Source organism: Shinella sp. GW821-FHT10F02, assembly GCF_058809275.1.
The window spans coordinates 156521-181804 of the sequence record NZ_JBXASL010000007.1; the positions used below are offsets into that span (position 1 = coordinate 156521).

Sequence of the window (25284 nt, forward strand, 5' to 3'; positions counted from 1 at the left end):
TCCTCCCAGTCAGTGCTTTTATAATTGACTGACCGGTCGGTTTATGCAAGAGTTTTTTACGGTCGCCGCTGGGAAGGGCGACAGGGAGGAAAAATGTCTCAATCCGACACCATTCTGTCGGCGCTCGCCGATGGCGTCCTCAGCCTCACGCTGAACCGCCCCGACAAGCTCAACGCCTTTAACGAAGAGATGCACCTTGCGCTGCGCGCCGGCTTCGAGCGCGCCCATGCCGACGAGAGCGTGCGCGCCGTCCTGCTGACCGGCGCCGGCCGCGGTTTTTGCGCGGGGCAGGATCTCGGCGACCGCGACCCGAAGAAGGGCGTGCCGGATCTCGGCCACACGATCGAGACCTATTATAATCCCCTGCTCCGCCTCATCCGCAGCCTTGAAAAGCCGGTGATCTGCGCCGTTAACGGCGTCGCTGCCGGGGCCGGCGCCAACATCGCCTTTGCCTGCGACATCACACTTGCCGCCCGCTCCGCCCGCTTCATCCAGGCCTTCGCCAAGATCGGCCTCGTGCCCGATTCCGGCGGCACCTGGAGCCTGCCGCGGCTGATCGGCGAGGCACGCGCCAAGGCGCTGACGCTGACCGCCGAACCGCTCGGCGCCGAAACCGCCGCCGACTGGGGCCTCATCTGGCGCGCCGTCGACGACGACACGCTGATGGAAGAGGCAGCGGTACTTGCCACCCGCCTCGCCGCCGGCCCGACCCGCGGCCTCGGCATGACCAAGCGCGCCATCCAGGCCGCCGCCACCAATTCGCTCGATGAACAGCTCGACCTCGAACGCGACCTGCAACGCGAGGCCGGCCGCAGCGCCGACTATGCGGAAGGCGTCTCAGCCTTCCTCGAAAAGCGCAAGCCGGAGTTCAAGGGCAAATGAGCGCCGCCAGCCTTTCCCCGCAGGCGCTGGCCGAAGCCTGCGCTAAAGCCATGTGGGACGACGACAACGCCACCCGCCATCTCGGCATGGAACTCGTCTCCGTCGCCCCCGGCGAAGCGACGATCACCATGACGATCGCGGAAACCATGACCAACGGCCACGGCACCTGCCATGGCGGCTACATGTTCACGCTGGCGGATTCCGCCTTCGCCTTTGCCTGCAACACCTACAACCAGCGCACCGTCGCCCAGCACTGTTCGGTGTCGTTCCTCGCGCCGGCCTTCCGGGGCGACCGGCTGACGGCGACGGCGCGGGAAGTCTCGCGCCGCGGGCGGGGCGGCATCTACGATATCCGCATCACCAATCAGGAGGGCGAGCACGTCGCGGAATTCCGCGGCCACTCGCGAACAGTCAAGGGCACCCATCTGCCGGAGTGAGGCAGACCATCCCGCATTCTCGGAGGAGATTTTCATGGAAGACCTGTCCCCCCGCCCCGGCGAGCTCGAAGCCATCGAGACGGCGTCGCGCGACGAGATTTCCGCGCTGCAGCTCGAGCGCATGAAATGGTCGCTGACCCACGCCTACGAGAATTCCCCCTTCTATCGCCAGCGCTTCGACGAGGCCGGCGTACACCCCTCCGACCTCAAGACCTTGTCGGACCTCGCGAAATTCCCCTTCACAACCAAGAAGGACCTGCGCGATACCTATCCCTTCGGCATGTTCGCCGTGCCGCGCGAAAAGCTCGCCCGTATCCACGCCTCCTCCGGCACGACAGGCAAGCCGACCGTCGTCGGCTACACGGCCAAGGACATCGACACCTGGGCGACCGTCGTCGCGCGCTCGATCCGCGCCTCCGGCGGCCGGGCCGGCGATATCGTGCATGTCGCCTATGGCTACGGCCTCTTCACTGGCGGCCTCGGCGCGCACTATGGCGCGGAAAAGCTCGGCTGCACCGTGGTGCCGATTTCCGGCGGCATGACGGAGCGCCAGGTCACGCTGATGCAGGATTTCAAGCCGCGCATCATCATGGTCACACCCTCCTACATGCTCTCCATCCTCGACGAATTCCGCAAGCACGGCATCGACCCGCGCGAAAGCTCGCTCGCCGTCGGCATCTTCGGCGCCGAGCCCTGGACCAACGCCATGCGCGAAGAGATCGAGCAGGCCTTCGACATGCATGCCGTCGACATCTACGGCCTGTCGGAAGTCATGGGTCCGGGCGTCGCCAACGAATGCGTCGAGACGAAGGACGGCCTGCATATCTGGGAAGACCATTTCTACCCCGAGATCATCGATCCGGTAACCGGCGACGTGCTGCCGGATGGCGAGATGGGCGAACTGGTCTTCACCACGCTCACCAAGGAAGGCCTGCCGATCATCCGCTACCGTACGCGCGACCTGACGCGACTGTTGCCCGGCACCGCCCGCGCCATGCGCCGCATGGAAAAGATCACCGGCCGGTCCGACGACATGATGATCCTGCGCGGCGTCAACGTCTTCCCGACGCAGATCGAGGAGCAGATCCTGAAATGTCGCGGGCTGGCACCGCATTTCCAGATCGAGCTGACCCGCGCCGGCCGTATGGACAACATGACGGTCCATGTCGAATGTACGCTGGACGCGACCGACGAGGGTTCTCGCGCGGGATCGGCGAAGGAACTCGCCCACCACATCAAGAGCGTGGTCGGCGTCTCCACCAAGATCCTCGTGCACGAGCCGGGCGGCGTCGCGCGCTCCGAGGGCAAGGCAAAACGGGTGGTCGACAACCGCCCGAAAGAATGAAACGCCGGGATAGCCCGGCACCGGCTTGACTGTGTATAGGAAGGGCGGCCGCCCTTCCCGCGACCCAATCAGCCTGGAATAAGCAGAGCAGGACGACATGGCACGCACGCGCGCAGTGGATTTCGAGGAAAAACAGCGGGGCATTCTCTCGAGTGCCGCGGCGGTCTTCGCCGAGATGGGCATGGAGAAGGCCTCCATGTCACTGATCGCCTCGCACAGCAACGTCTCCAAGGCTCTGCTCTACCACTACTACCCGAGCAAGGACGCGCTGATCTTCGATATCGTGCGCACGCATCTCTCGGAGCTGGAAAGCGCAATCGAAGCCGCGGACCGCCCCGACGTCGCGCCGCAGGAGCGGCTGCGCCTGCTGGTAAAAGCCGTACTGGCAAACTACGAAGGCCGCGACAACGAGCACAAGGTGCAGCTCAACGGCACCAGCGCGCTCTCGGAGACACAGCTCGCCGAATTGCAGGCAATCGAGCGGCAGATCGTCAAACGCTTCTCCGGCGTCATCCGCGACATCAACCCGGACCTCAACAAGGATCGCCCACTGCTGATGCCCGTCACGATGTCGCTCTTCGGCATGATGAACTGGGTCTATATGTGGTTCCGCCCGAACGGGCCGATCACGCGGGACGAATACGCGGACATCGCGACGACGCTGATCCTTGAAGGCGTCAAGGCCGTTACGTAAGCCTTACCTAACCGTCCTCCGACCGCTCGACATCCTTGCCCGTCGCGGCAACCGATTCCAGCCGCTCTGCGAACTCGCGCCGCAGCGTGCGGCGCAATTCGGCCGCCTTGTAGCGGCGGATATCGACCGTGCTCTTCGGCTCCAACTCCGGCACCCGCACTGGCCTTCCGGCTTCGTCGACCGCGACCATCGTGAAATAACAGGAATTGGTGTGCCGGCGATGGCCGGTGCGGATGTTCTCCGCCTCGACGCGAATACCGACCTCCATGGAGGTGCGGCCGGTATGGTTGATCGACGCGCGGAAGGTGACGAGTTCGCCGACATTGATCGGTTCCTTGAACATCACCTGGTCGACCGAAAGCGTCACCGCATATTGCTGCGAATAGCGCGAGGCGCAGGAGAAGGCGACGCGATCAAGCAGGTTGAGCAGCGCGCCGCCGTGAACCTTTCCGGAAAAATTCGCCATTTCGGGCGTCATCAAGACGGTCATTTCCAGGCGGCGCGGGTCCTGCTCGATCGGCGTCATGCGGTCACTCTCTCGTTTTGGCCACCATCGTCAGAACATCGTATTGCGCGACGGTGGCGCCCGTCTGGTTCGTCACGTTGCAATCCCAGCGCACCTCGCCGTGTTCGGCATTGGCACGCGGATTGATCTCCTTGCAGGTGAGCTGCACCTTCAGCGTATCACCCGGATTGACCGGTGTCAGGAAGCGCAGGTTGTCGACGCCGTAATTGGCGAGAACCGGACCCGGCGCCGGATCGACGAACAGGCCGGCCGCAAACGACACGATGAGATAGCCATGCGCCACGCGCCCGTCGAAGAACGGGTTCGCCTTGGCGGCTTCCTCATCCATGTGAGCGTAGAACGTATCGCCGGTGAAGTTGGCGAAGTGCTCGATATCGTCGAGCGTCACCGTGCGTGTCGCCGTGATCAGCTGGTCGCCGATCTTGAGCTCTGCCAGCGACTTGCGGAACGGATGCTCGCCGCCCGCCCGCGCCTCAGCGCCCGGCAGCCAACGGCCGGTGACGGCGGAAAGCATGGTCGGCGCGCCCTGGATGGCGGTGCGCTGCATGTAATGTTTGACGCCGCGCATGCCGCCCAGTTCCTCGCCGCCACCCGCGCGGCCGGGGCCGCCGTGCACGAGGCCCGGCAGCGGCGAACCGTGGCCGGTGGAGGACTTGGCGCTGACGCGGTTGCCGATCATCACGCGGCCATGGAACGGCGCAAGGCCGAGCACGACCTCTTCGGCAAAAGCCGGATCGTTGGTGAAGACCGAGGCGACGAGGCTGCCCTTGCCGCGCCGGGCGAGATCGACTGCTTCTTCCGCGGTGTCATAAGGCATCACGGTGCTGACCGGGCCAAAAGCCTCGACATCGTGGATGGCGCGGGCAGAACCCGGCTTGTCGCAATAGAGCAGCACCGGATTGAGGAAGGCACCGGCCGCCGCATCGCCGGATGTGATGCTCGGATTGTCGGGATCGCCGGCGACGATCTCGGCATCGGCAGAGAGATCGCGGATGCGGGCGCGCACTTCCTCGCGCTGGTCGAGGCTGGCAAGCGGGCCCATGCGCACGGCTTCGTCGGCGGGGTTACCGATCGCCGTCTTACCGAGGCGCGCGCCGAGGCTTGCGATCAGCGCCTCGCTATAGGTGCGCGGGGCGATGACCCGGCGGATCGCCGTGCATTTCTGACCGGCCTTCACCGTCATCTCGCGGGCGACTTCCTTGACGAAGAGATCGAATTCCTCCGTGCCGGGCGCGGCATCGAGGCCGAGTACGGCAGCGTTGAGGCTGTCGGCCTCCATGGTGAAGCGCACGGAGTTTTCGACGATCGCCCTGTGCGTCTTGAGGCGCTGGCCGGTCGAGGCCGAGCCGGTGAAGGTCACGGCATCCTGGCCTTCGACATGGTCGAGCAGGTCGCCGACCGAGCCGCAGACGAGTTGCAACGCGCCTTCCGGCAGGATGCCGGTCTCGACCATGCGGCGAACCATCAGTTCGGTGAGATAAGCTGTCTGGCTTGCCGGCTTGACGATGGCCGGAACGCCGGCCAGCAGCGTCGGCGCCAGCTTTTCCAGCATGCCCCAGCAGGGGAAGTTGAAGGCATTGATATGCACAGCGACGCCCTGCAACGGGCTCAGGATATGCTGCGCGGAAAAGGTGCCGTCCTTCGAGAGCAGCTCCACGTCGCCATCGAGCAATACGCGGGTGTTTGGAAGTTCGCGCCGGCCCTTGGAAGCGTAGGACAGCAGCGTGCCGATGCCGCCCTCGATATCCACCCAGCTGTCGGCGCGGGTGGCGCCGGTCGCGGTCGAGAGCGCATAGAACTCTTCCTTGCGTTCCATCAGGGCCTGGCCGAGCGCCTTCAACATGGTGGCGCGTTCGTGGAACGACAGGCGCCGCAGCGCCGGGCCACCCTTTTCGCGGCCGTAGGCGAGCGCTGCCTTGAAATCCACACCGGTGGAATCGATGAAGGCGACCGGGGCGCCCGTCGAGGCGTCGAACAGCGGCACGCCTTCCCGGGCGCCAGCGACCCACTGGCCGCCGACATAGCTTTCGAGCCGGCGCGGCCGGTTTGCCATGACGTTCATCTCATTATCCTCTCACTTCAGTCCGAGCGCAGAAAGCTGCGCATCGACTTCGGCCCGCCATTCGGCAAGCAGGGTCTCGTTGGGTGTGTGCCGCAGGCCGAAACGCGACTGCGTCTCGAAGCGGGCCGAGCCGGAATGGCCGAAACTCGCGGCGACGCGCGGATACCAGTAGGCGATGGAGGCCTTGGCCTTTGCGCGGCCTTCCGCATTATCGACGATGCGGATGAGGCCCGCGAGGCCGAGTTCCGCATGCCGCGTCTCGCGCGGCAGGATGGCGCGGAAAACCTCGGCGAGCGGCTGGTAGGAAACGCGCGACAATTCCTTGAGCTGCACGACGCTCGCCCGGCCCATCAGCACGTTCATGACCACGGCATCGACCCAGCCTTCCAGCGGATAGTGGAAGACGGAAAGGCGCATGTCGCCCTCCCGCCGGGCCGCGCCGATATCCGCGTCACGGGTGAGCCGCACGGCCCAGGGGTGATGCACAGCGTAGCGCCCGCCGTCCGCGCCAAACGTTTCCATGATCGTCAGCACCTTGCCGGCATGGTCAGCCTTTTCCAGCACGATGCGGGCGGCGGAGATGCGCTCCTGGATGCCCGGCGCATCGTTGATCGTATCGGCAAAACCGGCGGAACCGGCCAGCTCGCTGTCGACGAAACTCGCCATCAGGCGCAGCAGTTCGCCGCGGTAGCGCGGTGACACATTGGCCGGCGACGTGAGCACGCCGCCTTGCGCCAGATAATCCTCGATCGGCATCGTATCGGACATGCGCGTTCCCCCTACTGGTCGTAGCTGACGACGATGCGGTCGGTGAGCGGGTAGCACTGGCAGGTCAGCACATAGCCCTGCCGCACCTCGTAATCTTCCAGCGCGTGGTTGGTCTCCATCTCGACTTCGCCTTCCAGAACCTTGGCGCGGCAGGTGGAACAGACACCGGCCTTGCAGGCGTAAGGCGCGTCCATGGCGTTTTCGAGTGCGGCGTCGAGCAGGCTCTGGCCGTGCTTGGGGAACTTGAAGATGCGGGTCGCGCCATCGAGCGTGACGGTCGCCTCGCAGGCGGCGGCGTGATCGGCACCGTTGACCTGCTCCACCTTGCGCCGCGCCCGGCCGGGCTGCGAGGAGGCGAAAAGTTCGAACTTGATCTGGTCGTCTCGAAGCCCATGCTCGCGAAGGGCGGCGGCGATCGCCAGCATCATCGGCTCGGGGCCGCAGATGAAGGCCGTCGTCACCGACTTCGGGTCGATCCAGTTCTTGAACAGCGCCGCGCATTTCGCGCCATCGATGCGACCGGTGAAGAGGTCGATATCCTGCGCCTCGCTCTCCAGCACATGCAGCACGGAGAGGCGGCCGAGATAGAGGTTCTTCAGGTCCTCCAGCTCCTCGCGGAACATGATCGAGCTGATCTGCCGGTTGGCATAGACCAGCGTGAAACGGGCGCGCGGCTCGCGCGACAGCACCGTCTTGATGATCGACAGCACGGGCGTGATGCCGCTGCCGCCGGCAAAGCCGAGATAATGTTTGGCCGTTTCGGGCTCCAGCGCCGTGAAGAAGGCGCCCATCGGCGGCATGGCCTCCAGCGTATCGCCGGCCTTCAGGTTCTCGTTGACCCAGGTGGAAAAGCAGCCGCCATCGATGCGCTTGATGCCGACCTTCAAGACGCCCTCGTCCTTGCCGGCACAGATCGAATAGGAGCGGCGCAGCTCTTCGTCCTCGAACTTGCGGCGGAAGGTCAGGTACTGGCCTTGCGTGAAATCGAAGACGGCGCGGTCCTCGTCGGATGGCTGAAGCGTGACCACGACCGCATCGCGCGTCTCGCGGCGAACGTCGGTCACGGTCAGGGGATGAAAACGTGCCATGCGCGGGCCCTCTCTAATGGGTCAGATGCACTTGAAATAGTCGAACGGTTCCAGGCAGTCGGTGCAGCGGTAGCTCGCCTTGCAGGGCGTCGAGCCGAACTGGCTGATCTTTTCGGTATTCGCCGATCCGCAGCGCGGACAGGCGATGGTCAGGTTCGAGCGGCCCGAAAGCCGGTCGACGCGTTTCATCAGAACGCCATCGGCGGCCGTGCCGTCGATCGGCGGGGCGATGCCGTAGTCGCGCAGCTTTTCGCGGCCCGCGGCGCTGATCCAGTCCGTCGTCCAGGCCGGCGAGAGCTGGCGTTCCAGCTTCACCTTGGAAAGGCCCTTTTCGGCGAGCGCCGTCTCGATATCGAGATTGATGATCGTCGTGGCGGGACAGCCGGAATAGGTCGGCGTCACCGTCACCACCAGCGTATCGTCCCGCCAGGCGACATCGCGGATGATGCCAAGGTCGGTGAGCGAGATCACCGGGATTTCCGGGTCCGGCACTTCAGCCAGCCAGTGCCAAACCTCATCGATCGAGGGACGGAGCGCCGGGTCCATGACCGCCCCCTACCAGGTGGCGCCCGGATAGGCGCGCTGGAGGAACTGCATCTCCGACAGGATGAAGCCGAGATGCTCCGTATGAACGCCGCGCCGGCCGCCCTTGTGCATATAGCCGTCGGCGGGCTTCTTCAGCGTGCCTTCGGTGAGCGCTTCCGCAACGATCTCGTCCCAGCCGGCCTTCAGGCTCTGCGGTTCGGGGATGATCCCGGCTTCCACCAGGGCTGCATCCACCGCATCGGCAGCGAACATCTCGCCGGTATAGGGCCAGAGATCGTCCAGCGCCTCCTGCATGCGACGGTGGCTTTCCGCCGTGCCGTCGCCGAGGCGGATGACGAGGTCGCGGCTGCGGTCGAGGTGGTAAGAAACCTCCTTGAAGGCCTTTTCCGCAATCTCGGCGATGCGCTTGTCCGTCGAGCCCTTCAGCGCCTTCAAAAGCAGATAGTGCCAGGCATCGAACAGGAACTGCCGCATCAGCGTCTTGCCGAAATCGCCGTTCGGGCGCTCGACCAGCAGGATGTTGCGGAAGTCGTAGCCGTCGCGCAGATAGGCGAGATCGTCCGCCGAGCGACCCTTGCCCTCCACCTCGCCGGCAAGGCCGAGCCAGAGCTGCGTCTGGCCGATCAGGTCGAGAGCGGTGTTGGCAAGCGCGATATCCTCCTCCAATGCCGGCGCGTGGCCGCACCATTCGGAAACGCGATGGCCGAGGATCAGCGCATTGTCGCCGATGCGCAGCAGGAATTCGAGAAGCGCGGCCTGATCGACCGCCGGTTCAAGTGCTGCGGTCGCCATCACATGTGCCCCACTTCATCCGGAATGTCGAAGAAGGTCGGGTGACGGTAGACCTTGGAATTCGACGGGTCGAACAGCGGACCCTTTTCCGACGGGGCGCTGGCGGTGATCTCGGATGACCGCACCACCCAGATGCTGACACCCTCGTTGCGGCGCGTATAGACGTCGCGGGCATTGTTGATCGCCATTTCGGCATCGGGCGCGTGCAGGCTGCCGACATGGCGATGGTTGAGGCCGTGCTGGCCCCGGATGAAGACTTCCCAAAGCGGCCATTCGCTGGACATCGTGCTCTCTCCCTTACTCGGCGGCGATCTTGGCGGCGGCGCGGCGGTCGGCGGCCTTTTCGGCATGCGCCGTCAGGCCGTCGCGGAACCAGGCGCCGTCATTCCAGGCCTTCTTGCGGGCGTCGAGGCGTTCCGCATTGCAGGGGCCGTTGCCGGCGATCACGTTGAAGAACTCTTCCCAGTCCGGCTCGCCGAAATCGTGACCGCCCTTTTCCTCGTTCCACTTGAGGTCCGGGTCAGGAATGGTCAGGCCAAGGTATTTGGCTTGCGGCACGGTCTGGTCCACGAATTTCTGGCGCAGCTCGTCGTTGGAATTCTGCTTGATCTTCCAGGCCATCGACTGGGCCGAATGCACGGAGGCATCGTCCGAGGGGCCGAACATCATCAGCGACGGCCACCACCAGCGGTTCAGCGCATCCTGCACCATGGCCTTTTGCGCCGGTGTGCCCTTCACCATACGCATCAGGGCGTCATAACCCTGGCGCTGGTGGAAGCTTTCTTCCTTGCAGATGCGCACCATGGCCCGCGCATAGGGGCCGTAGGAACAGCGCTGCAACGGCACCTGGTTCATGATGGCCGCGCCGTCGACCAGCCAGCCGATCGCGCCGATATCGGCCCAGGTCAGCGTCGGATAGTTGAAGATCGAGGAATATTTGGCCTTGCCGGAATGCAGCTGCTCGTACATCTGGTCGCGGCTGATGCCGAGCGTCTCGGCGGCGCAGTAGAGGTAGAGGCCGTGGCCCGCCTCGTCTTGCACCTTGGCGAGCAGGATCGCCTTGCGCTCCAGCGTCGGCGCGCGGGAAATCCAGTTGCCTTCCGGCAGCTGGCCGACGATTTCGGAATGGGCGTGCTGGCTGATCTGGCGCACCAGCGTCTTGCGATAGCCTTCCGGCATCCATTCCTTCGGCTCGATCTTCTGACCGGCGTCGACGCGTTCCTGGAAGGCGCGCTCCACGGGATCCATCTCGTCGAGGGACCGGACGCGCGCCGCGTCAGTCTTTACCATCTGTGCATACATGGTCTTCTCCTCAGGCTGTGCGCGTCAGACGCGTTCGAGAATGATGGCGATGCCCTGGCCGACGCCGATGCACATGGTACAGAGTGCATAACGCCCGCCCTGGCGATGGAGCTGATAGGTGGCTGTCGCCACGAGCCGCGCGCCGCTCATGCCGAGCGGATGGCCGATGGCAATCGCGCCGCCGTTCGGGTTCACATGCGGCGCATCGTCCGGCAGGCCGAGATCGCGCAGCACGGCAAGCGCCTGCGAGGCGAAGGCCTCGTTGAGTTCGATGACGTCCATCTGGCCGAGCGACAGGCCGGCGCGTTCCAGTACCCGGCGCACCGCCGGCGCGGGACCGAAGCCCATGATGCGCGGCTCAAGACCAGCCGCCGCCATGGCGACGACACGCGCTTTCGGCGTTAGGCCTTGCGCCCGTGCAGTTGCTTCGCTGGCGATGAGCAATGCGGCTGCGCCGTCATTGACGCCCGAGGCATTGCCGGCGGTGACGGACAGGTCCGGGCCGTTGACACCCTTGAGCTTGCCGAGCTGTTCGGCCGTCGTGCCGGGACGCGGATGTTCGTCGCGGTCGACGACCAACGCATCGCCCTTCTTCTGCGGCACATGGACGGGCAAGATCTCATCGGCAAAGACGCCGGCCTCGTGCGCGGCGGCCCAGCGGGCCTGGCTGCGCGCGGCAAAGGCGTCCTGGTCCTCGCGGCTGACGGCAAAATCGGCGGCGACGTTATCGGCGGTTTCCGGCATGGAATCGACGCCGAACGCCTTCTTCATCTTGGGGTTGACGAAGCGCCAGCCGATCGTCGTGTCATAGACGGCATTGGCGCGCGAGAAGGCGCTGTCGGCCTTCGGCATGACGAAGGGCGCACGGCTCATGCTTTCGACGCCGCCGGCAATGACGAAATCGCAGTCGCCGGCGCGGATGGCGCGCGCGGCCATGCCGACGGCGTCCATGCCGGAGCCGCAGAGGCGGTTGACGGTGGTGGCGGGAATGGAAACGGGAAGGCCGGAGAGCAGCACGGCCATGCGGCCGACATTGCGGTTGTCCTCGCCGGCCTGGTTGGCGCAGCCATAGATAAGATCATCGACCTTCGACCAGTCGACGCCGGGATTGCGTGCCATCAGGCCCGAAAGCGGTAGGGCCGCCAGATCGTCGGCGCGGACCGACGACAACAGGCCGCCATAACGGCCGATGGGCGTACGGACAGCATCGCAGATATAGGCTTCGGACACGCGGTTTCCTCCCTGTACCGAAGGCCGGCTTGCCTCTCCCGAAACATTCGCCGACCGATCGGTTGGTTATTTACCACCCAATGCGTCACAAATCAATGGCAATTTCTCCAGATTCTGTGATGTTTCATTTCAGCAGCCGATATCATACCACAAATAGGGTTTTTCCGCGTGAAAAGTGCCTCAGATGGCGTCGCGCAACAGCGAAAGACGGCGCAGGGTCGCCTCGCTCGCCTCGGGCAACGCACCATCCGCCGTCACGAAATGGTGCGCCACATGCTGGTCGGCCTCGGGCGAAAGGCGAAGGTAGAGCTCGTTGAAAAGCCGACGCGCCTCCTCGCCCGGCCAATCGGCCGGCAACGCCGCCTGCGGCAGGCGCGGATCGCGAAGCACGACGAGGCGGAACTGATGCACCAGCACCAGCCGGGCGACAAGGCTTTCGGCCGCCCCCAGCCGCACGCCGCCACCGAGCAGATCGGCAAGCCGCCTGAACCTTCCGATGAAGCCGCGATAGGCATCCGCATGCTGCGCAAGGTTCCAGTGGTCCGCCGCAAAGGCGCCGAGGTCGCCTTCACCGCTCACCACCTCCGCCCGGAAGAGCACGGCCGGCTGTTTCAAGGACGGCATGGATCGTGCGCCCACCGCGAGCCTCGGCCCCAGCCGCGCATGGCCCGCGCGCTCCAGCACCTGCATCGCCTCGTCCGGCGCCGAACCCGTCAATTGCACGAAATGCCAGTCCGCCACTTCCGGCGGGCCGAAGAGCATGCGGGCGGCGGCGGCAAATTCGGTGCGCGCCGGCGCTGCCAGCCGATAGAAGCTGCGGCGCCCTTCCCGCTCGCCGGACAATTGCCCGGCGGCAACAAGACGCGAGACGGCGGTGCGCACCAGCGTTTCGCTGATGCCGACATCGGCGCAGGTCTCGATCAGGTTGCCGGTCCATACGACGCCGCCGCGCGGCTCCACCACATCGCCATAGATGGTGACGATAAAGCCGGCAGCCTTCAGCGGGCTTTCCTCGATGATCGCCCGGATGAGCGCGCCGAATGCGCTTTCCGTCCTGTCGTTCTCCGGCAAACCCGCCCCCTGTGATTTCGATTGTGCCGAGGACTACCCCAGAATGGCCCCGCCGGCAAAGCCCGTTGGACAAGATAGGGCCATCCCGCAACCTGGCCGGAGAGGCCCGCCTCTCGTCAGTAAATATTAAGCTGCATCTGCAATGGTCTCCCGATAGCCAAAAATCCCGCCCGAAAACCCCGAATGGAGACGAACGGACCGCGATGAACGACCGGAATGCGCAACTATCCTTCCGGGGGTTGGGATACTACGTCCCCGCCATCGTCGTTGCGTTCGCCGTGTTGATCGCCGTCCTGCTGGCCGATGCGCAGAAGCGCCGGCTGGAGGAGGAGTATCTGCGCTCCTTCACAACGGAACAGCTCGGCCTGCTGCGCTCCCGCCTGCAGGGCAATATCCTCGGCGACGTCAAGCTGGTTCAGGGCTTGGTCGCGACAGTATCGACCGAGCCCGACATGTCGCCGGAACGTTATGCGGACCTCGCGGGACGCCTTTTCCGCGAAGAGACGCAGCTGCGCAGCGTGGCCATCGCTCCGGATTTCGTCGTCTCGCTTGTCTATCCGGTCAAGGGCAACGAGCGCAGCCTCGGCCTCGACTATCGCAAGAACGAGCGCCAGCGCGCCGCGGCGTTGCAGGTGCAGGAGCTCGACCGCATGGTCGTCACCGGCCCCGTCGATCTCGTGCAGGGCGGGCGCGGCGTGATTGCGCGCTATCCAATCCATGCCGGCAAGGACAATGGCTTCATCGGCATCGCGTCTGCTGTCATCGACCTCGACAAGCTGCTTGAGAAAAGCGGTTTCAAGAGCGCGCTGAAGATCGCCGTGTCGCTTTCCAGCCGGGCGCACGACGGCAGCGAAAACAACGTCTTCTTCAATTCCGCGGCCGCCGTCGATGCGGACCCGGTCGTGATGACCATCGACATCGGTCACGAGGCCTGGACCCTGTCGGCCGCGCCGCTCAAGGGCTGGCAGCAGCCCTCCGCCGATCTCGGCCTCTTCCGCGGCGGGCTTCTGGCGATCGCCCTCATCATCGTCGTGCCGATCTTCTGGGCCGGTTATCTGATGAAGGACCGTCACCGGCATATCCTGGCGCTCCAGGATCGGGAAGACCGGCTCGAAATCGTCTCGCAGCGCCTGCAACTGGCGCTCGACGCCTCGCGGGTCGGCGTGTGGGAATATGACACGCAGCATGACACGCTCACCTGGGATGCCCGGATGCGCGAGATCTACAACGTGCCGCCGAAGCAGCTGATCTGCGGCTATGCGGATTGGCGCAAGGCGCTGCATCCCGATGATATCGAGGAAGCCGAACGGGTCTTCGCAAGCGCCATCGAAACCGAAGAGCCTTACATCACCGAGTTTCGCGTGCTGACGCCCAGCGGCGCGGCACGCCACATTCGCGCGCATGGCATGACATACCACGCCTCCTCCGGCGCAAAACGCATCGTCGGCGCCAACTGGGACGTGACCGAAGACATCCGGTTGCAGGCCGAGCTGCTGCAGGCCAAGCTCAACGCCGAGGGGCAGAACCGCGCGCTCGAAGACGCCCGTCTGGTGCTGGAGCACAATTCGCTGCACGACGCGCTGACGCGGCTTCCCAACCGGCGCTTCTTAGACCAGCAGCTCGCACTGGCGGGTGCCGTCGGCGACGGGCGCCCGCTGACCCTGCTCCACATCGACCTCGACCGCTTCAAGGACATCAACGACACGCTCGGCCACGCCGCCGGCGACGAGGTGCTGAAACAGGCGGCCGGCGTGCTGCGCGCCCATGTTCCGGCGGCGGATTTCATCGCCCGCATCGGCGGCGACGAGTTCGTGCTTCTGTCGCGTCGGGACCCGGCAGAGGCCGATTTCAGCGCGCTTTCCGCCCGCCTCATCGAGGCGATCAGCGAGCCGATGACGATCGAGGGCCATGATTGTCGCATCGGCGCAAGCATCGGCATCGCCACGCGCAACGAGGCGGAGGAATCCGCCGAACAGTTGCTCGTCAATGCCGATATCGCGCTCTACGAGGCCAAGCGCCGCGGCCGCAACCGCGTCGAGGCCTTCAACGACGAGCTGCGCCTGCGCACCGTGGAGGTGAAACGGCTCAGCGACGATATCCTGCGCGGCCTGGAGCGCGGCGAATTCCACCCGTTCTTCCAGCCGCAATTCGATGCGGAAACGCTGGAGATCGTCGGCGTCGAGGCGCTGGCACGCTGGAACCATCCGAAGCGCGGCTTCATCGCGCCGGATACTTTCCTGCCGGTCGCCGAAAGCCTCAATGTCGTGGCCCGCATCGACGAGGCGATCCTTGACCAGGCGCTGTTCCAGGCGATGCGCTGGGAGGGCCAGGGGCTCGGCATTCCGCGCGTCTCGGTCAACGTCTCCTGCCAGCGCCTGCGCGACGAAAACCTCATCGCCAAGCTCAAGGCGATGAACATCAGGCCTGGCACGCTGACCTTCGAACTTTTGGAGTCGATCTCCTTCGATACGGCGGACGACGGGCTGAAACAGGCGATCGAGGAAATCAAGGCGCTCGGCATCGACATCGAGATCGACGATTTCGGCACCGGCCATGCCTCCATCATCAGCCTGCTCGAACTGTCGCCGAAGCGGCTGAAGATCGATCGCCGGCTGGTGCAGCCGCTTCTGGAATCGACCGCGCAGCAGAGCCTGGTGCGCTCGATCATCGAGATCGGCAAGGTGCGCGATATCGAGACGGTGGCCGAAGGCGTCGAGACGCTCGCCCATGCCGAGCTGCTGCGCCGCCTCGGCTGCCATACGCTCCAGGGTTATGCCTTCGCGCGGCCGATGGGCGCGGAGGATTTCCTCGCCTTCGCCAAGGCGCGCGCATGGATGCCGAAAACTAAGCCGACGGCGGTAAAAGCGAGCTGAGCACGTCCGCGACCGTGCGGCCATCGTGTTGGCCGCGTTGCCACGGGTCCTCGAATTCCCCGATCAGCACCTCGGCACCAAGCCGGGTGCCGACATCCTCCAGCGCGCCGTTGCCGAGATAGGCGAAGGGGCCGACAGTCTTTTCGAAGGGCAGCAACTGGCGGTTCGCCAGCACATGGGTGAACGGCCGCACATCCGCCCCGCCGCGCGCGCGCCACACCTCCGCCGCCACCTCCAGCATGCTGGCGACGTCCATCCCGCGCGTTTCACGGCATTGCAGGATGTTGCCGATGAAAATCCGGCGGGCATGAACGTTGCGCGCCATGGCAGGAACGATGTCCTCGACGAAGAAATGCGGCAGCACGCTGGTGAAGAAACTGCCCGGGCCGAAGACGATGGCATCGGCACTTTCCAGGCTCTCGATCACCGCCTCGTTGGCCGGCACCCCCGCCCCGTCCTTGCCGGACAGCACGATCTCCCGAATGCCGACGTCGCTTTCCGCGTCATCGAGCGCCGTCACCCGATGTTGACCCTCGACGGACGTGCCGTCGTTCAGCACGGCGGAGAGATCGACGCCATCGGCCGCCGTCGACGGCCAGACGTGGCCTTCTATGTCGCAGAGCTTGCGGAAGACGAAGATCGCGGTGTTGATGTCGCTGTTATGGGCGAGATGCGCGCCGGTGAGGATGAAATTGCCGATGCTGCCGTTGCGGAAATCGAAATCCGACCCGATCGCCGCACGGAACGTGCGCAGATAGTTGAGGATCGCCCCGCGCAGGCCCGGCTCCATGCGCTCCAGAAGCGGATGCACGCCCTCGGCATAGAGCGCGAATTCCGTGCGGGCATCTTCCTCCTTGCCGCTGGTCATGCGGGCGTTGCAGACCTTGACGACGTCGCCCGCCCGGCCCTCGCCGTGGGCCATGGTCATCAGCGCCTGGCGGATATCGCCGACGGCGAGCACGCCGAGGCTTTCGCGGATGACCTTGGAACTGCCGCCGCTGTCCCAGGCCGGCACGATGCGCGTCAGCCGCACCGGCTTGGACAGCAGCGCCAGATTGGTCGAGCGGCACGCGGTGCCGCCCGAAAAGAGCACGATATGCGGCAAGCGGCTCTCGGCCATCGATCCCCCTGGATTTACGGCCCGATATTGTAGGCGGCGCCGATCAGGGTCTTTGTATAGTCTGCCCGCGGCGCGCTGAAAATGGCGTCCGTCGGTCCCTCCTCGACGATCTTGCCGTCCTTCATCACCACGACATAGTCAGACATGGCGCGCACCACCGAAAGGTCATGGCTGATGAAGACGTAGGACAGCCCGTGTTTGGCCTGGAGATCGCGCAGCAGCTCGATCACCTGGCCCTGTACCGAACGGTCGAGCGCCGAGGTCGGCTCGTCGAGGATGACGGCCTGCGGTTTCAGGATCATGGCGCGCGCAATCGCGATGCGCTGGCGCTGGCCGCCGGAAAACTCGTGCGGATAGCGGTTGCGCGCCGCAGGATCGAGCCCCACCTCCTTCAGCGCCTCGATCGCCCGCTTGTCCCGGTCGGCGCGCGAAAGCTGCGGCTCATGCACGTAGAGCCCTTCGGTGATGATCTCGCCCACCGTCTGGCGCGGCGAGAGCGACCCGTAGGGGTCCTGGAAAACGAGCTGCATGCTGTGGCGCAGCGGCCGCATGCCGTTGCGGTCGAGGTTGGAAATGTCCGTCCGGCCGAAACGATAGGCACCCTTGCTGGAGATGAGGCGCAGCAGCGCCCGGCCCAGCGTCGACTTGCCGGAACCGGATTCTCCGACGACGCCGATCGTCTGGCCCTCGTGCAGACTGATGCTGACATTGTCGACCGCGCGGAAGGTCGAGGCGCGTTTCTTGAGCAGGCCACCGTCGATCTTGTAGTCGACGACGACATTGCGGCCTTCGAGGATGATCGGCGCATTGTCCGCCGGCGCAAACTTGCGGCCGTGCGGCTCCGCCTCGATCAGCATGCGCGTATAATCGGCCTGCGGGTTCTCGAAGATATCGGCCGTCGCCCCCTGCTCGACGATCTCGCCGCGCCGCATGACCGCGACGCGCTCTGCAAAATGCCGGACGATGCCGAGATCGTGCGTGATGAGCACGATCGCCATGTCGAAACGCGTCTGGAGATCGCGGAGCAGTTTTAGGATCTGCGCCTGGATCGTCACGTCGAGCGCGGTCGTCGGCTCATCGGCGATCAGGATGTCGGGCTCGTTGGCAAGCGCCATGGCGATCATCACGCGCTGGCGCTGGCCACCGGACAATTCGTGCGGATAGCTGTCGATGCGCCGTTCCGGTTCCGGAATGCCGACGAGCTTCAGCAGTTCCAACACGCGCGGGCGGGCCGCCCGGCGCGAGCCGCCGCGGTGATGCACGATCACCTCGGCGATCTGCTTGCCGACCGGGTAGAGCGGATCGAGAGAGGTCATCGGCTCCTGGAAGATCATGGTGATCTTGGCGCCGCGGATCTCGTTCAGGCCCTTGGGCGGCAGGCCGACCATCTCGCGGCCGCGATATTTCGCGGACCCCGTGACGCGACCGTTCGAGGCGAGCAGGCCCATGATGCCCATCATGGTCTGGCTCTTGCCGGAACCGGATTCGCCGACGACCGCGAGCGTCTCGCCGGGGCGCACGTCGAGGTCGATGCCCTTGACCGCATTCACGTCGCCGTCCGGCGTCGTGAAGGAGACTTTCAGGCCCCGCACGGCGAGGATCGGTTCCATGGTGTTTTTGGTGTCTGCCATGTCAGCGATCCTTCGGGTCGAATGCGTCACGCAGGCCATCGCCGACGAAATTCAGCGAGAAAAGCGTGAGGACGAAGAAGATGGCGGGGAAGATGAGCAGCCACGGCGCCGACTGGATGTTGTTGGCGCCTTCTGCGATCAGCGAGCCCCAGCTCGTCAGCGGCGCCTGAACGCCGAGGCCGAGGAAGGAGAGGAAGCTTTCGAGCAGGATCACCTTCGGCACGATGACCGTCACGAAGATGACGACGGGACCGATCGTGTTGGGGATGACGTGCCGGCGGATGATCTGCCAGTCGGTCATGCCAAGAGCTTCCGCCGCGCCGATGAATTCGCGGCGTTTGAGCGACAGCGTCTGGCCGCGCACGATGCGGGCCATGTCGAGCCATTCCACCGCCCCGATGACGATGAAGATCAGCACGAAGCTGCGGCCGAAGAACACGACGAGCACCACGACGAGGAAGACGAAGGGCAGCGAATAGAGGATCTCGACGAAGCGCATCATGACATTGTCGACGCGCCCGCCCATATAGCCCGAGATCGCGCCGTAGACGACGCCGATGCCGAGCGAGACGAGGCTGGCGAGCAGGCCGACGGCGAGCGATATCTGCCCGCCGAGCATGACGCGCGCCATCAGGTCGCGGCCGTTGGTATCGGTGCCGAACAGGAAATATTCCCGGTCGACGACGCCGGTCAGCGTTAGCTTGCGGCCATCGTCCTCGGTCGAGGTGACCGCGGTCTTGTCGAATTCGTTGGCGCGGTCGAAGTAGCGCGTGGTGCGCGGATCGATCGGTTCGGCCGCCGTGATGACGGCCGTGAAGGTCTCGCCTTCGACGGAGAAGGACTGGAGTTCGACGCGGGCGCGCGTCGCGACACCGTTCATCGCCTCTTCCAGTGAATCCTCGCCCGGCCGCGGCTCGAGGCTCGGCGGGATGGTCACGTAGGAAGAGAAGACCTGGTCGTAGCTGTGACTGATGAAAAACGGCCCGAAATAGGAGAAACACGCGATCAGCACCAGCATGACGCAGCCCGCCATGGCGGGGCGGTTGCGGCGGAAGCGCATGACGGCGAGCTGGAACAGGCTTCGCCCCTTCACCTCGCTGTCGGGAACGGGGGAAACGACGGCATCAGTCATGGCGAACCCTCGGATCGAGCAGGCCATAGAGGATGTCGACAGCCAGATTGAAGACGATGACGAAGATCGCGATCAGCACGACGGTGCCCATGACGAGCGTATAGTCGCGGTTGATCGCGCCGAGGACGAAATAGCGCCCGACGCCGGGGATGGTGAAGATCGTCTCGACGACCGCTGAGCCGGTGAGGAGTGCGGCCGCGCAGGGTGCCAGATAGGACACAACCGGGAGCATGGCGCCGCGCATGGCGTGCGTGATCACCACCGATTTTGCCGGCAGGCCATAGGCCCTCGCGGTGCGGATATGGTCGGTGCGCAAGGCCTCGATCATCGAGCCGCGGGTAAGCCGCGCGAAGACGGCGAGCTGCGGCAGCGCCAGCGCGATCATCGGCAGGATGAGGAAGCGCAGCGACCCGTCGCCCCAGCCGCCGGCTGGCAGCCAGGCGAGCACGATGGCGAAGATCAGCGTCAGCACGGGGCCGACGACGAAGTTCGGCACCGTGACGCCGACGGTGGCGACCGACATGACCGCGAAATCGAGCACGCTGTTCTGGCGCAGGGCAGCGATCGTACCGACGGTGACGCCGCCAACGAGCGCCAGCAGCAGCGCGTAGAAACCGAGTTCGATCGAGTACGGCAGGCCCTTGCCGATGAGCTCGGCGACGGAATTGTCCTTGTAGATGTAGCTCGGACCGAAATCGCCGGTGACGGCATTGCCGATATAGGTGAGATATTGTCGCCAGAGCGGCTGATCGAGCTGGTAGGCCCGCATCAGGTTTTCCATCGTGGCGGGCGGAAGGGGTCGTTCGAGGTTGAACGGTCCGCCGGGCGCAAAGCGCATCAGGAAGAACGAAATTGTGACGACGATGAATAGCGTCGGCACGGCGCTAGCGAGGCGCCGTAGAACGAAAGCAAGCATGGCCAAGACTCCCGAGCAAACAGTGCGCGGCTCGGTGGAGCCGCGCACCCGTCAGCGGATCATTCCGAAACGCTGAGGAAGCGGCTCAGGTGCTGGTTGGCGGCATTGTCCTGCCAGCCCTGGACCTTGCTCGAAACGAGCCAGAGGTCGGCCTGCGTCAGGAACGGCGCGATCGGCTGTTCCTTCATGAGAAGGGCTTCGGCCTCATGCAGGACCTTGGCGCGGGCCGCCTGGTCACGTTCTTCATACGACTTCTTCATGAGCGCGTCGTAGTCGGCATTGTTGAACTTGCCGTAGTTGAAGGTCTTGTTGGTGCTGACGCTCAGCGCCAGGAAGTTCTCCGCATCCGCATAGTCGGCGACCCAGCCGGCACGCGCCACGTTGAACGCGCCGCCTTCCTGCAGGTAGGCGTAGTGCGAGGACACGTCGAGGTTCACCAGAGAAACCTCTGCGCCAAACGTGTTCTTCCACATGTCGGCCACCGCCGTCGCCACGCGCTCGTGGTTCGGGTTGGTGTTGTAGCGGATCTCGATCTTGAGCGGCTTGCCGCCCTCGCCGTAGCCGGCGGCCTTCATCAGTTCGAGCGCCTTGTCTTCGCGGTCGAGCTGCGAGAGCGAGCCGAAATCGGCCATTGCCGGCTCATAGCCTTCCATGCCCGGGGGCACCATGGAATAGGCCGGGAGCTGCGAGCCCGAATAGATTTCCTTGGCCAGGAAGTCGCGGTCGACGGCCATGGAGAGCGCGCGGCGCACGTTGACGTCGCTATAGGGCTCCGTGCGGGTGTCGAAGGCATAATAGTAGGTCGCAAGCGTCGGCGAGACGTGGACCTGTTCGCCATAGCTCGTCTTCAGGCGGTCGATCTGGTCGGCCGAGAAGTTGTAGACGAGGTCCATTTCCTTGGCTTCGAAGCGGCGCACCGAGGCAGCCTGGTCGTCGATCGGGTAGAAGATCACCTTGTCGAGCTTGACGTTGGCGGCGTCCCAGTGGTTCGGGTTCTTTTCCATCACCAGATTGTCGTTCGGCACATGGCTGACGAGCTTGAACGCGCCGTTGGACACCATCACGCCGGGCTTGACGAAGTCTGCGCCGTTCTTCTCGACGCTGGCCTTGGAGACCGGCAGTGCCGTCTGGTGCGCGAGCAGTTCGAGGAAGAAGGGTGTCGGGCGCTCCAGCGTCACTTCCAGCGTCTTGGCGTCGACGGCCTTGAGGCCGAGCTGGTCGAGGTCGACCTCGCCCTTGTTGGCCTTTTCGGCGTTCTTGATCGGGTAAAGGATGTTGGCGTAGCCGGCCGCCGTCTTCGGGTCCTCGACACGGGCGAAGGAGAATACAAAGTCTTCCGCCGTCACCGGCGAGCCGTCCGACCATTTCGCGTTTTCGCGCAGCTTGAACGTGTAGACCGTGCCGTCGTCGGAAACGGTCCAGCTTTCGGCAGCACCGGGAACGATCTTGCCGGCGGCGTCATAAATGGTCAGGCCCTCATAGAGGTCCTTGAGGATGAATTCCTCGATATTGATGGAGGTGTGCGCCTGGTCGAGCGTCTGCGGCTCGCCGGCATTACCGCGGTGAAGCACCGTTTCTGCGAGGGTCGGACCTGCGCCAAGCAGGATCGCACCGGCCAGAAGCGCTGCACGAAAGCCAATCAGTCTGTTTGCCATTTTTTGTTTTCCTTCCCCGTTGTTTTTTTGGGTGCCCAATCAATTGTCCCTGTTTTCGCGCTTGGCAAGTCCCCAAAAACAGGAAATGCACACCCGCGGCTCAACTCCCGCGCGGCCCGCCAAACCGGGCAAAACGAGGGCCTCAAGCCCGATCCACCGAAAAAATTGAGAAGAATATTTCAAATCGCCGAATTTATTCGCAGTTTTCTGCCCATCGTTTTGCACGGATTTCTGCGATCAATCGCCCAATCGAATTCACGCAGAACCCAATCGAATTCACGCAAAAACGGAGTCCCAAGATGAACTGGTTGAAGACCATCGCCGCCGCTGCGGCTCTCCAGGTCGCAATCCTCGCCCCCGCGCATGCCGGCGAAAACCTCGCCGCCATCCAGGCGGCCGGCGCGCTGAAGATCGGCACCGAAGGCACCTATGCGCCCTTCACCTTCCACGACACCGATGGCAAGCTGGTCGGCTTCGACGTCGAGATCGGCGAGGCGATCGCCAAGAAGCTCGGCGTCAAAGCCGAGTTCCTGGAAGGAAAGTGGGACGGCCTGATCGCCGGCCTCGACGCCAACCGCTACGATGCCGTGATCAACCAGGTCGGCATCACCGATGCGCGCAAGCAGAAATACGACTTCTCCGAGCCCTACATCGCTTCCAAGGCCGTGCTGATCGTGCGCGCCGACGATGACAGCATCAAGGGTTTCGCCGACCTCAAGGGCAAGAAATCCGCCCAGTCGCTGACCAGCAACTTCAGCAAGATCGCGGAAGGCGCCGGCGCCGAACTCGTCGGCACCGACGGCTTCGACCAGTCGATCCAGCTCGTTTTGACCGGCCGCGCCGATGCGACGATCAACGACAGCCTGTCCTTCCTCGACTTCAAGAAGCACAAGCCCGACGCCAACGTGAAGATCGCCGCCGAACAGGCCGACGCCGACTATTCCGGCGTGATCATCCGCAAGGGCGAGCCGGAGCTGCTGGAAGCCATCAACAAGGCGCTGACCGAGATCAAGGCCGACGGCACCTACAAGGCGATCGCGGACAAGTATTTCGGACAGGACGTCTCGAAGTAATTCTTGCCTCAAGGGCCGCTTCGCGGCGGCCTGTTCCTCGCATATAGATAAACGCATCAACTGGCCGGGGATCGCCCCGGCCAGCCGCATTTCCGGAGGTTTGCCCGTGCCGCCGTGGCTTCAACTGATGCTGGACTCGCTTGTGCCGCTCCTCTGGGCCGCACTCGTCTTCACCATTCCGCTCACCCTCTTGTCCTTTGCGCTCGGTCTTGCGCTTGGCCTCGTTACCGCCGTCGTGCGGCTGTTCGGGCCGCGGCCGCTCTCCGCCATCGCGCGCTTCTACGTCTGGGTGATCCGCGGCACGCCGCTCCTGGTGCAGCTCTTCGTCATCTTCTACGGCCTGCCGAGCCTCGGCATCCTGCTCGATGCCTTCCCCGCCGCCCTCATCGGCTTCACGCTGAATGTCGGCGCCTATACGTCGGAGATCATCCGCGCCGTCATCGCCTCCGTGCCGCGCGGGCAGTGGGAGGCGGCCTATTCGATCGGCATGAGCTGGTCGCAGGCCATGCGCCGCACCATCCTGCCGCAGGCTTCCCGCGTCGCCGTGCCGCCGCTCTCCAACACCTTCATCTCGCTGGTGAAGGACACCTCGCTGGCCGCCGCCGTCACCGTGCCGGAACTGTTCCAGACCGCGCAGCGCATCGTCGCCACGACCTATGAGCCGCTGATCCTCTATATCGAGGCGGCACTCATCTATCTGGCGCTGAGTTCGGTGCTCTCGGCGCTGCAAGTCAGGCTCGAAAAGCGCTTCGCCCGCTATGGCGGCTTCCTGGAGGCGCGCACATGATCGAGCTCAGCCATATCGAAAAGCGCTTCGGCGACAATCACGTCCTGCGCGATATCAGCCTGACGCTCGCCGAAGGCACCGTGACGGCGCTGGTCGGCCCCTCCGGCGGCGGCAAGAGCACGCTGCTGCGCTGCATCAACCTGCTCGAAACGCCGACATCGGGCGCAATCAAGCTCGGCGACGAAAAGATCGATTTCGCGCCCGGCCGCAAGGTCGGCTGGCCGGCGATCCAGAAGCTGCGCCGCCAGACCGGCATGGTCTTCCAGAATTTCCAGCTCTTCCCGCACCAGACGGCCATCGCCAATGTCATGGAAGGCCTCGTCACCGTGCTGAAATGGCCGGCCGACAAGGCGCGTGTCCGCGCGCTGGAACTGCTCGAAAAGGTCGGCATGGCGCACAAGGCCGATGCCTGGCCGGCGACCCTTTCCGGCGGGCAGCAGCAGCGCGTGGCGATCGCCCGGGCACTCGCCCCCTCGCCCCGCGTGCTGCTCTGCGACGAACCGACCTCCGCGCTCGACCCCGAGCTTGCCGAAGAGGTGGTCGAAGTGTTGAGCCGGCTTGCCCGCGAGGGCACGACCATGGTGATGGCGACGCACGACCTGCGCCTCGCCTCCCGCGTCGCCGACACCGTCGTCTTCCTCGATGGCGGCGTGATCGTCGAACAGGGACCGCCGCGTGCCATCTTCTCGACGCCGGAGCGCGACCGCACGAAAAAATTCATCGCCTCGCTCAGCGCGCCGCACAGCTACGATATCTAGGATACTCCCAGAATACCCCCAGGTTCACGCTACGGTAGTGATGAAATGTGCTTCCCGGCAGTTGCATCGCACCGGCGATTCAAGCAGAGTGAGGAGATACCAGTGCCTCGCCATGCCCCGGCATGTCCTATAGGGGAGAAAGCCTCATGATCAAGAAAACACCGAATCCGATCGACGTCTTCGTCGGTTCCCGCGTCCGCCTGCGCAGGCTGATGGTCGGCATGAGCCAGGAGGCGCTCGCCGATCGGCTGGGCGTGACCTTCCAGCAGGTGCAGAAATACGAAAAGGGCACCAACCGCATCAGCGCGAGCCGCCTCCAGGCGATCTCGGAGGTCTTCCGCGTGCCGCCGAGCTTCTTCTTCCAGGACGAAGACAGCGCCATGCCGTCCGCCGGTGCCGGCCACGAAACGGGCGACGTCTCGACCTTCGTATCTTCCAAGGAAGGTCTCGACCTCAACCGCGCCTTCCTGAAGATCGAGGATGCGGGCGTTCGCAAGTCGATCATCTCGCTCGCAACCGCGCTTTCCAAGGCAAGTGCCGCCGCCGCAGAGGCGAACGAACGCGCAGACAACGCACCGGAACTACGGATCTGACCG

The 25284-nt window shown here is 64.6% G+C and carries 24 protein-coding genes; 9 read left to right on the top strand and 15 right to left on the bottom strand.

Going from position 1 to position 25284, the window contains the following annotated elements:
- Positions 1 to 93: 93 nt before the first annotated feature.
- From paaG to AC1RWL_RS22015, 4 genes are all read left to right on the top strand, one after another.
- Entirely contained in the window at positions 94 to 882 is a 789-nt protein-coding gene (paaG, locus tag AC1RWL_RS22000) for a 2-(1,2-epoxy-1,2-dihydrophenyl)acetyl-CoA isomerase PaaG (RefSeq protein ID WP_493096146.1), read from the top strand.
- Positions 879 to 1319, top strand: a complete 441-nt coding sequence (gene paaI / locus AC1RWL_RS22005) for a hydroxyphenylacetyl-CoA thioesterase PaaI (RefSeq protein ID WP_493096145.1) — start codon at positions 879 to 881, stop codon at positions 1317 to 1319. Before paaG ends, paaI begins: the two co-directional genes overlap by 4 nt.
- 34 nt (positions 1320 to 1353) lie before the next feature.
- Positions 1354 to 2664, top strand: coding sequence for a phenylacetate--CoA ligase PaaK (paaK, locus tag AC1RWL_RS22010; RefSeq protein ID WP_493096144.1), 1311 nt, complete (start codon positions 1354 to 1356; stop codon positions 2662 to 2664).
- Positions 2665 to 2761: 97 nt separating this feature from the next.
- Positions 2762 to 3358 (top strand): TetR/AcrR family transcriptional regulator, encoded by a 597-nt coding sequence (locus tag AC1RWL_RS22015; protein WP_492646452.1) that lies wholly within the window; start codon positions 2762 to 2764, stop codon positions 3356 to 3358.
- Positions 3359 to 3365: 7 nt separating this feature from the next.
- Here AC1RWL_RS22015 and AC1RWL_RS22020 read toward each other — a convergent pair whose 3' ends face one another.
- From AC1RWL_RS22020 to paaX, 10 genes are all read right to left on the bottom strand, one after another.
- The gene (locus AC1RWL_RS22020) at positions 3366 to 3884 is read right to left on the bottom strand and encodes an acyl-CoA thioesterase (RefSeq protein WP_493096143.1); all 519 of its coding nucleotides are present in this window, start codon (positions 3882 to 3884) and stop codon (positions 3366 to 3368) included.
- A gap of 4 nt (positions 3885 to 3888) precedes the next feature.
- Positions 3889 to 5946, bottom strand: a complete 2058-nt coding sequence (gene paaZ, locus AC1RWL_RS22025) for a phenylacetic acid degradation bifunctional protein PaaZ (protein WP_493096142.1) — start codon at positions 5944 to 5946, stop codon at positions 3889 to 3891.
- A 12-nt stretch (positions 5947 to 5958) separates the two neighbouring features.
- Positions 5959 to 6714, bottom strand: a complete 756-nt coding sequence (locus tag AC1RWL_RS22030; protein WP_493096141.1) for a Phenylacetic acid catabolic protein — start codon at positions 6712 to 6714, stop codon at positions 5959 to 5961.
- A gap of 11 nt (positions 6715 to 6725) precedes the next feature.
- Positions 6726 to 7802 (bottom strand): 1,2-phenylacetyl-CoA epoxidase subunit PaaE, encoded by a 1077-nt coding sequence (gene paaE, locus AC1RWL_RS22035; protein ID WP_493096140.1) that lies wholly within the window; start codon positions 7800 to 7802, stop codon positions 6726 to 6728.
- Positions 7803 to 7823: 21 nt separating this feature from the next.
- Complete coding sequence (paaD, locus tag AC1RWL_RS22040; RefSeq protein WP_493096139.1) at positions 7824 to 8348, bottom strand: 1,2-phenylacetyl-CoA epoxidase subunit PaaD; 525 nt, start codon at positions 8346 to 8348, stop codon at positions 7824 to 7826.
- Between the two features lie 9 nt (positions 8349 to 8357).
- The gene (paaC, locus tag AC1RWL_RS22045; RefSeq protein WP_493096138.1) at positions 8358 to 9140 is read right to left on the bottom strand and encodes a 1,2-phenylacetyl-CoA epoxidase subunit PaaC; all 783 of its coding nucleotides are present in this window, start codon (positions 9138 to 9140) and stop codon (positions 8358 to 8360) included.
- The gene (paaB, locus tag AC1RWL_RS22050; RefSeq protein ID WP_069061017.1) at positions 9140 to 9424 is read right to left on the bottom strand and encodes a 1,2-phenylacetyl-CoA epoxidase subunit PaaB; all 285 of its coding nucleotides are present in this window, start codon (positions 9422 to 9424) and stop codon (positions 9140 to 9142) included. The genes paaC and paaB overlap by 1 nt, the downstream gene beginning before the upstream one ends.
- Positions 9425 to 9437: 13 nt before the next feature.
- The gene (gene paaA, locus AC1RWL_RS22055; RefSeq protein WP_493096137.1) at positions 9438 to 10442 is read right to left on the bottom strand and encodes a 1,2-phenylacetyl-CoA epoxidase subunit PaaA; all 1005 of its coding nucleotides are present in this window, start codon (positions 10440 to 10442) and stop codon (positions 9438 to 9440) included.
- A gap of 24 nt (positions 10443 to 10466) precedes the next feature.
- A complete protein-coding gene (pcaF, locus tag AC1RWL_RS22060; RefSeq protein ID WP_493096136.1) occupies positions 10467 to 11672 on the bottom strand; it encodes a 3-oxoadipyl-CoA thiolase in 1206 nt (401 codons plus the stop codon).
- Between the two features lie 180 nt (positions 11673 to 11852).
- Positions 11853 to 12743 (bottom strand): phenylacetic acid degradation operon negative regulatory protein PaaX, encoded by an 891-nt coding sequence (paaX, locus tag AC1RWL_RS22065; RefSeq protein ID WP_493096135.1) that lies wholly within the window; start codon positions 12741 to 12743, stop codon positions 11853 to 11855.
- A gap of 239 nt (positions 12744 to 12982) precedes the next feature.
- On the opposite strand from paaX, the gene AC1RWL_RS22070 reads away from it, so the two are divergent.
- The gene (locus AC1RWL_RS22070; RefSeq protein ID WP_493158481.1) at positions 12983 to 15616 is read left to right on the top strand and encodes a bifunctional diguanylate cyclase/phosphodiesterase; all 2634 of its coding nucleotides are present in this window, start codon (positions 12983 to 12985) and stop codon (positions 15614 to 15616) included.
- Here AC1RWL_RS22070 and AC1RWL_RS22075 read toward each other — a convergent pair.
- The 5 genes from AC1RWL_RS22075 to AC1RWL_RS22095 are packed head-to-tail and all read right to left on the bottom strand — an operon-like array spanning position 15588 to position 22070.
- On the bottom strand, positions 15588 to 16736 hold the full coding sequence (locus AC1RWL_RS22075; RefSeq protein ID WP_493096133.1) for a gluconeogenesis factor YvcK family protein: 1149 nt from the start codon (positions 16734 to 16736) through the stop codon (positions 15588 to 15590). The two genes, AC1RWL_RS22070 and AC1RWL_RS22075, sit on opposite strands and share 29 nt — an antisense overlap.
- A gap of 14 nt (positions 16737 to 16750) precedes the next feature.
- The gene (locus AC1RWL_RS22080; protein WP_493096132.1) at positions 16751 to 18367 is read right to left on the bottom strand and encodes an ABC transporter ATP-binding protein; all 1617 of its coding nucleotides are present in this window, start codon (positions 18365 to 18367) and stop codon (positions 16751 to 16753) included.
- A gap of 1 nt (position 18368) precedes the next feature.
- The gene (locus AC1RWL_RS22085) at positions 18369 to 19499 is read right to left on the bottom strand and encodes an ABC transporter permease (protein WP_493096131.1); all 1131 of its coding nucleotides are present in this window, start codon (positions 19497 to 19499) and stop codon (positions 18369 to 18371) included.
- A complete protein-coding gene (oppB, locus tag AC1RWL_RS22090; protein WP_492646438.1) occupies positions 19492 to 20415 on the bottom strand; it encodes an oligopeptide ABC transporter permease OppB in 924 nt (307 codons plus the stop codon). Before oppB ends, AC1RWL_RS22085 begins: the two co-directional genes overlap by 8 nt.
- Positions 20416 to 20474: 59 nt before the next feature.
- The gene (locus AC1RWL_RS22095) at positions 20475 to 22070 is read right to left on the bottom strand and encodes a peptide ABC transporter substrate-binding protein (protein ID WP_493096130.1); all 1596 of its coding nucleotides are present in this window, start codon (positions 22068 to 22070) and stop codon (positions 20475 to 20477) included.
- A 299-nt stretch (positions 22071 to 22369) separates the two neighbouring features.
- Here AC1RWL_RS22095 and AC1RWL_RS22100 point away from each other — a divergent pair, with 299 nt between their 5' ends.
- The 4 genes from AC1RWL_RS22100 to AC1RWL_RS22115 all read left to right on the top strand — a co-directional run bounded on the left by AC1RWL_RS22100 (position 22370) and on the right by AC1RWL_RS22115 (position 25281).
- A complete protein-coding gene (locus tag AC1RWL_RS22100; protein WP_493096129.1) occupies positions 22370 to 23143 on the top strand; it encodes an amino acid ABC transporter substrate-binding protein in 774 nt (257 codons plus the stop codon).
- A gap of 106 nt (positions 23144 to 23249) precedes the next feature.
- Positions 23250 to 23930: an amino acid ABC transporter permease gene (locus tag AC1RWL_RS22105; protein WP_256119908.1), complete on the top strand. Its 681-nt coding sequence runs from the start codon at positions 23250 to 23252 to the stop codon at positions 23928 to 23930.
- The gene (locus AC1RWL_RS22110; protein WP_493096128.1) at positions 23927 to 24688 is read left to right on the top strand and encodes an amino acid ABC transporter ATP-binding protein; all 762 of its coding nucleotides are present in this window, start codon (positions 23927 to 23929) and stop codon (positions 24686 to 24688) included. The genes AC1RWL_RS22105 and AC1RWL_RS22110 overlap by 4 nt, the downstream gene beginning before the upstream one ends.
- 146 nt (positions 24689 to 24834) lie before the next feature.
- Positions 24835 to 25281: a helix-turn-helix domain-containing protein gene (locus tag AC1RWL_RS22115; protein WP_256119910.1), complete on the top strand. Its 447-nt coding sequence runs from the start codon at positions 24835 to 24837 to the stop codon at positions 25279 to 25281.
- The last annotated feature ends 3 nt before the right edge of the window (positions 25282 to 25284 follow it).